This window comes from Caulobacter sp. GW821-FHT10A10, from assembly GCF_059415745.1.
Window position 1 is genome coordinate 214515 of record NZ_JBWKNV010000007.1, and the last position, 10684, is coordinate 225198.

Genomic DNA, 10684 nt, shown 5'->3' on the forward strand with positions numbered 1-10684 from the left:
CCCGCCCTTCCCATGACGCCCCAAGCGGCCCCGCTCGATGCGATCCACAGCCGCTAACTCGGGCCGGTACCAAGAGCCCTCCCCGTGGCTGGGATGGGGATGATTATGGGGGGCCTGGAAAGGGCGGGGATAAGTTGGGGTTATAAAGTTGTAGGGCTTTGAGTTTGTTGAACTCTTTTTCGAGTTCACCGTGCGGTTGGTGTGCGTATCTCCCGATCCTTCTCCCCTTGCGGGAGAAGGTGGCGGCCGAAGGTCGTCGGATGAGGGGTCTCTCAGATGGGAGACGCCTCGCCCGGCCTGACAGCCGCCCGCAGCTTTGATTTCTGAGAGACCCCTCACCCGACCTCCTTCGGAGGCCACCCTCTCCCGCAAGGGGAGAGGGATCGCGAAAGCGGGGATTTTACGGGAGGAGGAAGGCCAGCGCCTAGGCAGCTGAAGCCGTCCCCCTCCGGCCCTCTGGGCCACCTCCCCCAGAGGGGGGAGGATCTTTTATCCCGTCACGAAGACCTTCTTCAGTTCGGTCTTCAGGATCTTGCCGTTGGCGTTGCGCGGCAGGGTCTCGGGCCAGAACACCACCCGCACCGGCACCTTGAAGGCGGCCAGGCGGTCGGCGACGAAGGCGCGGAGTTCGTCTTCGGTGGCTTCGGCGCCGGGTTTCAGGGTGACGACGGCGGCGGGTTCTTCGCCCAGGGTCTTGTGGTCGACGCCGACCAGGGCCGCGTCCATCACCGCCGGGTGGTCGTAGAGGACGTTCTCGACCTCGATGCAGTAGATGTTCTCGCCGCCACGGATCAGCATGTCCTTGGCCCGGTCGATGATGTAGCAGAAGCCCTCTTCGTCGAGGCGGGCCAGGTCGCCGGTGCGCACCCAGCCGTCGACGAAGGTCTGGGCCGTGGCCTCGGGCTTGTTCCAGTAGCCCTTCACCACCTGCGGCCCCTTGCACCACAGTTCACCCACCGAACCGACCGGCAGCTCTTGGTAAGGCGCCTCAAGGGTCATGATCTTCAGGTCGGTGACCGGTACGGCCGGGCCGCAGCTTTCGGGACGGTTCTCGTAGTCTTCGCCCGAGTTGGAGGTGGCGGTGGCCGAGGTCTCGGTCATGCCCCAGCCGTTGCCGGGCGAGGATTTCGGCCAGATCTCCTTGATCTTGCGCACCAGTTCCGGCGCCGAGGGCGCGCCGCCATAGGCCACGGCCTCCAGCGACGACAGATCGTAGTTGTCGCGGGACGGATGCTCGATGATCTGCCAGGCGATGGTCGGCACGCCGCCCATCTGGGTCAGCTTTTCGTCCTGGATCAGTTGCATCGCCTTTTCGGGATCCCACTTGCGGATCATGGCCAGCTTGGCGCCGCCGAACAGGCCAGGGTTCATCACCGCGAAACAGCCGGTGGCGTGGAAGAACGGCACCGAGATCAGCGCGCCCTTCTGCGGCAGGCTGGGATCGGGCTGGGGCGGGGCCTCGCCACGGCGCAGGAAACTGCGCGCCGAAGCGGCGGCGGCGGCGAAGATGTTGCTGTTGACGGCTCGGTGGGTGGCCAGGGCGCCCTTGGGCTTACCCGTGGTGCCGGAGGTGTAGAAGATCGTCGCATCGTCCTCGGGACCCAGCTCGACGGTCGAGAGCGGCTTTTCGTCCAGCTTGATCCAATCGTTGGGGCCGCCGATCACGCTTTCCAGGCGCGTGACATAGGGATGGGCGATCTCTTCCTTGGCGCGCGAGACGTAGACGCGCTGGAGGTCGGGGCAGTTGTCGAAATGCTCGGCCAGGCGCTCGAAGCGCTCGACGTCCATCACCGCCACCGAGGCGCCGGAATCGACGAGGCCGTATTCCAGCTCCGGCCCGGTCCACCAGGCGTTCAGCGGGGTGAGGATCGCGCCGATGGAGAGGCCCGCATAGAAGGCCACCGGCCATTCGGGCAGGTTGCGCATGACCAGAGCCACCCGGTCGCCCTTCTTGACGCCCTTGGCCTCCAGCTCGGCGGCGAAGACGGTGACGGCGCGGTAGAAGGCCTCGAAGCTGACCCGCTCGTCCTCGTGGACGAGATAGATCTTGTCGCCGTGGGTACGGCCGACCTGCAGGGTGTGGCGCAGGGTGGGCGGGAGGTTCTTCCAGGTCCGCGTCGGCACGCCGCGGATCACCACCTCCTCCATCTCGCCGGGCGTTCCCGGGGCGGTGATCAGGGCGTAGGCCTGTTTCACCGACATGGCGGGCCAAGGGGGCAAGGCGTGAGCGGCCTGGGTCATTCGTTACTCTCCCGGTGTAGCTCGCGCTCGTTGGAAGCGGCGCGTTTCCGTCGAGTAAGCACGGCGGGGCGACCGATGTAAACGGTCGTTTGGATAGATAGGGGAACAATGTTTAGTTGGCCGCCCCGTCCTTCTCCCCTTGCGGGAGAAGGTGGCGGCGAAGCCGACGGATGAGGGGTCGCGCGGAGGGTTCTGAGAGACCCCTCACCCGACCCCGCTCCGCGGGGCCACCCTCTCCCGCAAGGGGAGAGGGATCGCAGTTAGGCCATCGCCGCCAAGCGGCCGAGGGCCGCTTCCAGCTTGGCCTTCGCCGCTTCGGCCTCGGCGAGGCGTTCGCGGTTTTCGTCGACGACCTCGGGCTTGGCGCGGGCCAGGAAGTCGGGGTTGCCGAGCTTCTTGCCGGTCTTCTCGATCTCCGACACGTGGCCGGCGATCTCCTTGGTCAGACGGGCCTTCTCGGCGGCGACGTCGATGAATTCGGCGACGCCGAGGGCGCCGGTCGCTTCACCCATCACCACAGGCGCCGTGCCGGCAGGAGCCGCGTCGGCCAGCGACACTTCGCCCAGACGCGCCAGGCTGACCAGCAGGTCGCGGTGACGCGACAGGCGGGCTTGCGTGCCCTCGCCCGCCCCGACCACGGCCAGGGCCGGCTTGGCCGACGGCGGCACGTTCATCTCGGCGCGCAGCGAGCGGATCTCGCCGACCGTGTCGACCAGCCAGCCGATCTCGGCGGCCGCGTCGGCGTCGATCCAGCTTTCCGGCATTTCCGGCCACGAGGTCGAAATCAGCATCGCTTCGCGGGCCGGACCGCCCTCTTCCGCCGTCTTGTCCCACAGCTCCTCGGTGATGAACGGCATCACCGGGTGCAGCAGGATCAGGATCTGGTCGAGCACCCAGGCCGTGGTGGCGCGGGTCTCGGCCTTGGCGGCCTCGTCCTCGCCGTTGAGGATCGGCTTGGCCAGCTCCAGGTACCAGTCGCAGAAGACGTTCCAGATGAAGCGGTAGAGGCTGCCGGCGGCCTCATCGAAGGCCGGGGCTTCGAGGGCCTTGGTGACCTCGCCGAGCGTCTTGACCACCTCGCCACGGATCCACTTGTTGATCGGCTGGGTCACGCTTGCAGGGTCGAAGCCCTCGACGCGGACGCAGCCGTTCATCTGGGCGAAGCGCGTGGCGTTCCACAGCTTGGTGCCGAAGTTGCGGTAGCCCTCGATGCGCTGCTTGGAGAGCTTGATGTCGCGCGCCTGGCCCGACATGGCGGTCAGGGTGAAGCGCACGGCGTCGCAGCCCAGCTCGTCGATCAGGGCGAGCGGGTCGATGACGTTGCCCTTGGACTTGCTCATCTTGGCGCCCTTCTCGTCACGGACGAGGGCGTTGATGAACACCTGCTTGAACGGGGCTTCGCCCATGAAGTGGATGCCCATCATCATCATCCGGGCGACCCAGAAGAAGATGATGTCGAAGCCGGTGACCAGGGTGCTGGTCGGGTAGAAGCGGGCGACGTCCGGGGTCTTTTCCGGCCAGCCGAGGGTCGAGAACGGCCACAGGGCCGAGCTGAACCAGGTGTCGAGCACGTCTTCGTCACGGTTGAGGACCACGTCGGCGCCGAACTGCTCGCGGGCGGCGGCGTAGGCGGCCTCCTCGGTTTCCTCGACGAAGATCGAACCTTCCGGGCCGAACCAGGCCGGAATGCGGTGGCCCCACCAGAGCTGGCGCGAGACGCACCAGGGCTCGATGTTGCGCAGCCACTCGAAGTAGGTCTTTTCCCAATGCTTGGGCTCGAAGACGGTCTCGCCGGTCTCGACGGCCTTCAGGGCCGGCTGGGCCAGGGTGTAGGCGTCGACGTACCACTGATCGGTCAGGTAGGGCTCGATGACCACGCCAGACCGGTCGCCGTGCGGGACCATGTGCTTGGTCTTCTCGATCTCCTTCAGCCAGCCCTCTTCCTCGGCGCGGGCGACGATGGCCTTGCGCGCGGCGAAGCGGTCCATGCCCTGGTACTCGGCCGGGACGGCGTCGTTGAGCTTGGCTTCGGGGGTCAGGATGTTGATGGCCGGCAGGCCGGCGCGCTTGCCGACGCCGAAGTCGTTGAAGTCGTGCGCCGGGGTGATCTTCACCGCGCCCGAGCCCTTGGTCGGGTCGGCGTAGTCGTCGGCGACGATCGGGATGCGGCGGCCGACGATCGGCAGGACGACATCCTTGCCGACCAGGTCCTTGTAGCGCTCGTCCGACGGATGGACGGCGACGCCCGTGTCACCCAGCATCGTTTCGGGACGGGTGGTGGCCACGACGATGTAGTCGCGTGTCTCAAATTGGGTCGGCTTGCCCTCGTCGTCGAACGCGACGGGGTGCTGGTAGGTCACGCCGTCGGCCAGCGGATAGGCGAAGTGCCAGTAGGCGCCGTCGACCTCCTTCTGCTCGACCTCGAGGTCGGAGATGGCGGTCTGGAACTGGGGGTCCCAGTTGACGAGCCGCTTGTCGCGATAGAGCAGGCCCTGCTTGTAGAGCTGGACGAACACCTTGCGGACGGCGGCCGACAGGCCCTCGTCCAGGGTGAAGCGCTCGCGCGACCAGTCGCAGCTGGCGCCCAGGCGGCGCAGCTGGTTGGTGATCGCCCCGCCGCTTTCGGCCTTCCATTCCCAGACGCGCTCGACGAAGGCGTCGCGGCCCATGTCGCGGCGGCCGATGTTGCCCGCGGCGGCCAGCTGGCGCTCGACCACCATCTGGGTGGCGATGCCCGCGTGGTCGGTGCCCGGCAGCCACAGGGCGGCCTTGCCGCGCATGCGGTGGAAGCGAGTCAGCACGTCCTGCAGCGTGTTGTTCAGCGCGTGGCCGATGTGCAGCGAACCGGTGACGTTCGGCGGCGGGATCACGATGACGAACGGCTCGGCGTTCGGATCCTCGCTCGGCTTGAAGGCCCCGGAGGCCTCCCAGGCGGCGTACAGGCGCGGTTCGACGGCTTTGGGATCGAAGGTCTTTTCAAGCATGGCGGAGGGGATATGCCATTTGCGGCCGGCCGGCGAAACCGGGCGACGGGATTATCGGGGATTTGGATACGGAAAAAGGCGGCCGCGCATGCGACCGCCTTTCCAATTTCACGGCGTCGGTCCCCGCTAGATGCGAGGCGACGCCAGCATCATACGCCGCGGCCGCGGGAGATCCGGTGGACCTCTTCCTCGACCTTGTTCTCGACGATGCGCGGCAGGTTGGTGTCCAGCCACTCCTTGAGCAGCGGGCGCAGCAGCTCGCGGACGACGTCTTCCAGCGTGCGGCCGTTGGCCGGCATCAGCAGGGCCGAGCTCAGGCTGCCGAAGGCGCTGGCGGCGAGGCCGGCGGCGTGGTCGCCGACCAGGGTCTCGGCCACTTCGTCGCGATTGAAGGCCGGCGCGGGCGGGGTGTAGGCCGGTTCCGGCGGCGGGGGCGGCGGCTCATAGGCCGGCTCCGGCTCGGGTTCCGGGGTGTAGACGTCGAGGTCGCCGAGCGTCTCGACCGGAGCCGGCGGCTCGATCGGGTCGGTCAGGTCGAGGACGTCGTCCTCGATCAGCGGCTCGGGCTCGGGAACCGGCTCGGGCGCGGGCGGCGGCGCTTCGGCCGCCGGAGCGTCGTCTTCGGAGATGATCCGCCGGATCGAGGCGAGGATCTCCTCCATCGTCGGTTCTTGAGAGCTCTGGTCGGACATGATGGGCTGGGCCGTATTAAAGGGCTACGAATCCTTGGCGTCCTGCAAGACGCGCACCACCGATGGTGCAGACTTGCACGGCTTAAGCAAGGCCAAGGATGGGCGAGGCGATGATTCGTCCAGGATTGGACGGACTTACTTACCCGGAGCGGGCGTCGCCACGGCCGGCGAGGCGATCTTGTCGAGCGCCTGCACGGCCGGCTCCCACGGCACCCACCCGAAGGCGTGGTTGACCTTGTCGTACGAGGTCTTGGGATCGTAACGCTCGACGCCGGGGGCCAGCTTGGCGATGTCGAGCGCGCCCATGGCCTGCAGCACGCCGGTGCTGGCGACGTATTCATCGCGGCGGGCGGTCACGAGGGCCAGTTCGGCGGCGCGCAGCTCCTGCTGGGCGTTGAGCACGTCGAGCGTGGTGCGCAGGCCGACCTGCTGCTCTTGGCGGACGCCCTCGAAGGCGATCTTGGTCGCCCTCACCTGCTCCTCGTTGGACACGAGGTTGGCGCGGGCGGCCAGCAGGGTGCTCCAGGCCGACGAGACCTGCTGCACGACGGTGCGCTTGGCGCCCTCGACGGCGATGCGGGCGGCGTTCTCGCGCTCGCGGGCGGCGCGGACGGCCGAGGCGTTGAGGCCGCCGGTGAAGATCGGCACGCGGGCGGTGATCGAGCCGGCGACGGCGCGGTCGTAATCACCGAACTGCTTGCCGGCGCCGTTCACCTCGCTGGCGTCGTAACCCAGGCTGGCGCCGGCCGAGACGGTGGGCAGGTAGGCGGCGCGGGCCGCCGCGACGTCGGCCGTGGCGGCCTGCTCGCTGTAGCGGGCGGCGACGACGGCGGGGTTGTTGGCCTCGGCGGCGTCGAAGGCCTGCTCGACGCTGGCCGGCAGCAGGGCCGCCAGAGAAGGCTCGGGCGCCAGGTCGGTCGGGTTCTGGCCGACGACCTGCGCGTAGTTGGCGCGGGCGACGGCCAGGTTCGCCTGGGACGAGGACAGGCTGGCCTTGGCGGCGGCCAGGCGCGCCTGCGACTGGGCCACGTCGGTGCGGGTGATCTCGCCGACCTCGAAGCGGGCGTTCGACTCGTCGAGCTGACGGGTCAGGACGTTGACGTTCTCCTGGGCGATCCGGAGGCTTTCCTCGGTGCGGCGGACGTCGACATAGGCGGTGATGACGGTAGCCAGCACCGACTGCTCGACGCTGCGCAGGTCCTCACGGCCGGCCAGGACGGTCGCTTCGGCGGCCGTCAGGTTGGCGCTGGCCTTGCCGCCCGTATAGAGCGGCTGCGACAGCGAGACGGTGGCGCCGCTGCCGCTGGTCTTCAGGCGATCCAGACCCGCCGAGGTGGTGTTGGCGTAGTCGGTGCGCGAAGCCGAGATGTCGGCGGTGGCGCTGACGGTCGGACGGAAGCCGGTCTTGGCCTGCACGACGGTCTCGTCCGTGGCCCGCTGCACCGCGCGCTGCTGCTGCAGGGTCGGATTGGTCTGATACGCCAGGGCGACGGCGTCGGTCAGCGTCTCGGCGTTCGCGGCCGAGGCCATGAAACCCATGCAGCAGGCGGCGGCCAGTAACCCGGCCCGACGGCTCTTCGACATCCCGTTATTCCCCAACACACCCGAAGCTTTCGCTTCAATACCAGCGCTGTAAGGCCGGCCGTCAACCGTCGCTAGTTAAGCTTTTTTCACGCAGGCGTTGTGCGCCCGCGTGAAAAAGGCCCGCATCAGAACGCGAAGCCGGCCTCGACCGGGAAACCGGCCAGGAGCGACGGCGTCGAATCAAACACCGGACGACCCGCCACGCCGTCTTCGGCGCGGACATAGAGCGTGGCGCGGCCAACGGGTCCCTGGCGCTCGACGACGCCCAGACGGCCGTGCAGGGCGAGAGCCCCCGTCCACGAGGCCGGCGCCTTCGGCACGGCGCCTTCGGTGACGATCACGTCGTATTCGCCGGCCGGGACGGCGGTCAGGTCGTCGCCGTCGAGACGGGTGACGGCCAGGCCCATGGTCTCCAGCACCACGGCGGCGTACGGCGCGGCGATGACCAGGGCCTTCTCGCCGGCGCGCGGCTTGATGATCTGCAGCAGCTTGCCGATGTCGCGCGGACGCATCAGCGTACGGCCCGGCGCGTATTCGACTTCGGCGTCGGCATAGGCCAGGTAGGCCTTGCCAGCAGGCACGAGGTTTTCGCGCGGAACCACACGCAGGGCGTCCTGCAGCGGCAGGTCGGTCACGTCGGCGGTGCGGATCTGGCTTTCCACCATGTTCAGGCGGGCGGCCGCGAAATCGGAGCTCATGGACTTCCTCGGAAAGCGGTTCGACAGGCTTATAGGTCCGCGTCTCGTCGGAAGGCAATCAGCCGCTTGCATTACGGATGCAAGGCGTTCGGCGTCGCGTCAGACCCCTTCGCCGAGCAGGCGGCGCAGCTGGTTGACGGCCGGACGCATCAGCGGACAGACCGTGGCGGCCGTGGCCAGGGGCGGACCGAGCACGGCGGCGCGGGCGGCGTCGTTCTCGCAGAGCTGCACGGCGATGCGGGCGATCAGCGCCAGATCCGGTTCCAGCAAGGCGGTGCGCTGGTCCATCAGGCGGGTCAGGTAACGCGGGTCGGCGTCGTCGGGGTAGCTTTCGATGGCTTCCTCGACGCTTTTCAGCAGCACCTCGATACGGCTTTCCACACCCACGGCGGTGGCGGCCTCACGCAATCTGGCTTCGATCTCACTCATGCCCAGCCGCGCCCCCGCGTACGCTTTCCCCTGAATTCGGCGGCCCGTATGGCGCAAAATCGTCGTTAACGCCTCCCCCAAAAGCATACTGTCCCCAAAATGGGGACATGGTGAATTTTGCTGGCGCGGCGACTCAGCACCACGGTTAATCGGTCCAGGGGCTTCAGGGGACGGTATGAGCACGGATGTTCGGCGCGCGGTTGTCCGCCTCTCGGCGGGTTATTTCCTACGCTCGCTGGATGTCGCCAAGGGCCTGCACGGCAACGACCCGGTCCGAGCCATCGTCTTCACCACCATCTGGGTGGCCAACACCGCCCATATCCGCCCCAACATGGGCTTCGACGCCAAGGAAAAGGTGGTCCAGGACGCCCTGCGCCGACCGGTGACGGTGGTGCAGATCGCCGATTCCCTGGCTATGCCGGCCGAGACCGTGCGCCGCCACGTCAGCGGCCTGATCGCCGACGGCCTGTGCGTGCGTCACGGCCGCAAGGGCGTGACGATTCCCGCCGAGGTCTTCGCCCGTCCCGAGATGCTGGCCAGCCTGGACCAGCAGCACCAGTACACCGAGACCTATTATCGCGAGCTGCAGAAGCTGGTGGAGGCGTAGGCCCCCGAGCGCGCCTATTTGAACCCTCTTCCATAGGGAGAGGGAGGGGCCCGCCGCGAAGCGGTGGGAGGGTGAGGGGTTTCACCGTCGGCCGGCAAATCCCGAAACGCCTCAAGGAAACCGCCGCGATCGCTCGACCGCGCCTAGATCGGTGAGTTTGTTACCTCTCACCCTCCCACGCCTTTGGCGCGGGCCCCTCCCTCTCTCAAAGAGAGAGGGGATCATGAGTGCTGCGCCGCCTCGAACCGCATGGCGTCGGCGATCATCGTCTCCAGCGAGCGGGTCGGTCGCCAGCCGAGGTCGGCGGCGATGCGGGAGATGTCGGCCACCAGGGCCGGCGGGTCGCCTTCACGGCGGGGGCCGTAGCCGTAGGGGGCCGGCTTGCCGGCCACGGCCTCGGCGGCCTTGATCAGTTGCAGCACCGAAGCCCCTTGCCCGGCACCGACATTATAGGTGTCGCCGCGCCCGCCCTCGATCAGGCGGCGCAGGGCCAGGACGTGGGCGTCGGCCAGGTCGGTGACGTGGACGTAGTCGCGGACCGCCGTGCCGTCGGGCGTGGGATAGTCGTCGCCGAACACGGTCAGCGGCCCGGCGCGGCCCAGCATCGCGCGGCACAGCAGCGGCACCAGGTGGGTTTCCGGCTCGTGGCGCTCGCCGATCTCGCCGTCGGGATCGGCCCCGGCGGCGTTGAAATAGCGCAGGACGGTGACGTTGAGACCGTAGGCCGGCTCCATCCAGCGCAGGGCGTCTTCCAGGGCCAGCTTGGTCGAGCCGTAGGGATTGATCGGCCGGGTCGGGTGGCTCTCAGGAATGGGCGAGACCTCGGGCGCGCCGTAGACCGAGGCCGTCGAGGAGACGACCAGGGGCGCGACGCCGGCGTCGGCCAGGGCCTTGGCGAAGATCACGCCGGCCGTGAGGTTGTTGTCGTAGTACTTGGCCGGATCGCGGTTGCTTTCGCCGATCAGGCTGTGGGCGGCGAAGTGGATCGCGCCCTTGATGTCGTAGCGGGCGACCAGCTCGGTCACCAGGGCCTCGTCGCGGATGTCGCCCTCATGCAGCGGCCCCCACTTCACGGCGTCGGCGTGCCCCATGACCAGGTTGTCCAGCGTGACGGGGCTGTAGCCGGCGGCCGCCAGAGCCTTGCAGGCGTGAGACCCGATATAGCCGGCGCCGCCGGCCACGAGAATCGACCCGGACATCGATTGGGACATCGATTGGGAACTGGACACCGGCCCTCTTTCGCCGCCCGCGATCCTGGCGCGCGGGCGTCACTGCATGTCGCCGAACCTTGCGCCGGCCGCAACCCCAAAGCCTTGGCCATGGAGCCCACGGACGCGCCGCGTCCGGACGATCAGGCGAAGGCAGAAGGGGAAATCTTCCTGACGGCGAACCCTTCGAAGGATCGAAGGAAGAGTGGCTCCGCGGGTAGGATTCGAACCTACGACCAGC

8 protein-coding genes and 1 tRNA gene (1 of these 9 running past the window's edge) are annotated in these 10684 nt (G+C 68.1%); 1 reads left to right on the forward strand and 8 read right to left on the reverse strand.

Annotated features, from left to right (window positions below; translation table 11 throughout):
* Window positions 1-489: 489 nt before the first annotated feature.
* From AC07NS_RS20025 to AC07NS_RS20050, 6 genes are all read right to left on the reverse strand, one after another.
* Window positions 490-2241 (reverse strand): class I adenylate-forming enzyme family protein, encoded by a 1752-nt coding sequence (locus AC07NS_RS20025; protein ID WP_494606083.1) that lies wholly within the window; start codon window positions 2239-2241, stop codon window positions 490-492.
* 260 nt (window positions 2242-2501) lie between these two features.
* Window positions 2502-5225: a valine--tRNA ligase gene (locus AC07NS_RS20030; protein WP_494606085.1), complete on the reverse strand. Its 2724-nt coding sequence runs from the start codon at window positions 5223-5225 to the stop codon at window positions 2502-2504.
* A gap of 149 nt (window positions 5226-5374) precedes the next feature.
* Complete coding sequence (gene popZ, locus AC07NS_RS20035; protein WP_487288656.1) at window positions 5375-5917, reverse strand: pole-organizing protein PopZ; 543 nt, start codon at window positions 5915-5917, stop codon at window positions 5375-5377.
* A gap of 135 nt (window positions 5918-6052) precedes the next feature.
* A complete protein-coding gene (locus AC07NS_RS20040; RefSeq protein ID WP_494606087.1) occupies window positions 6053-7501 on the reverse strand; it encodes a TolC family outer membrane protein in 1449 nt (482 codons plus the stop codon).
* A 125-nt stretch (window positions 7502-7626) separates the two neighbouring features.
* Window positions 7627-8199, reverse strand: coding sequence for a protein-L-isoaspartate O-methyltransferase family protein (locus AC07NS_RS20045; RefSeq protein WP_110121236.1), 573 nt, complete (start codon window positions 8197-8199; stop codon window positions 7627-7629).
* Window positions 8200-8298: 99 nt separating this feature from the next.
* A complete protein-coding gene (locus AC07NS_RS20050; RefSeq protein WP_494606090.1) occupies window positions 8299-8628 on the reverse strand; it encodes a hypothetical protein in 330 nt (109 codons plus the stop codon).
* Window positions 8629-8803: 175 nt separating this feature from the next.
* Here AC07NS_RS20050 and AC07NS_RS20055 point away from each other — a divergent pair, with 175 nt between their 5' ends.
* Entirely contained in the window at window positions 8804-9235 is a 432-nt protein-coding gene (locus tag AC07NS_RS20055) for a hypothetical protein (RefSeq protein WP_110121238.1), read from the forward strand.
* Between the two features lie 221 nt (window positions 9236-9456).
* On the opposite strand, the gene galE is transcribed toward AC07NS_RS20055, so the two are convergent.
* Window positions 9457-10434, reverse strand: coding sequence for a UDP-glucose 4-epimerase GalE (gene galE / locus AC07NS_RS20060; protein WP_494606092.1), 978 nt, complete (start codon window positions 10432-10434; stop codon window positions 9457-9459).
* 215 nt (window positions 10435-10649) lie between these two features.
* Window positions 10650-10684 (reverse strand) — tRNA-Asn (locus tag AC07NS_RS20065) (it continues 140 nt past the right edge of the window).

What these genes read in the sequence shown, in the direction of transcription:
- AC07NS_RS20025 (WP_494606083.1), bottom strand. Translation starts at nt 2,241, where the DNA reads ATGACCCAGGCCGCTCACGCCTTGCCCCCTTGGCCCGCCATGTCGGTG.
- AC07NS_RS20030 (WP_494606085.1), bottom strand. Translation starts at nt 5,225, where the DNA reads ATGCTTGAAAAGACCTTCGATCCCAAAGCCGTCGAACCGCGCCTGTAC.
- popZ (WP_487288656.1), bottom strand. Translation starts at nt 5,917, where the DNA reads ATGTCCGACCAGAGCTCTCAAGAACCGACGATGGAGGAGATCCTCGCC.
- AC07NS_RS20040 (WP_494606087.1), bottom strand. Translation starts at nt 7,501, where the DNA reads ATGTCGAAGAGCCGTCGGGCCGGGTTACTGGCCGCCGCCTGCTGCATG.
- AC07NS_RS20045 (WP_110121236.1), bottom strand. Translation starts at nt 8,199, where the DNA reads ATGAGCTCCGATTTCGCGGCCGCCCGCCTGAACATGGTGGAAAGCCAG.
- AC07NS_RS20050 (WP_494606090.1), bottom strand. Translation starts at nt 8,628, where the DNA reads ATGAGTGAGATCGAAGCCAGATTGCGTGAGGCCGCCACCGCCGTGGGT.
- AC07NS_RS20055 (WP_110121238.1), top strand. Translation starts at nt 8,804, where the DNA reads ATGAGCACGGATGTTCGGCGCGCGGTTGTCCGCCTCTCGGCGGGTTAT.
- galE (WP_494606092.1), bottom strand. Translation starts at nt 10,434, where the DNA reads ATGTCCGGGTCGATTCTCGTGGCCGGCGGCGCCGGCTATATCGGGTCT.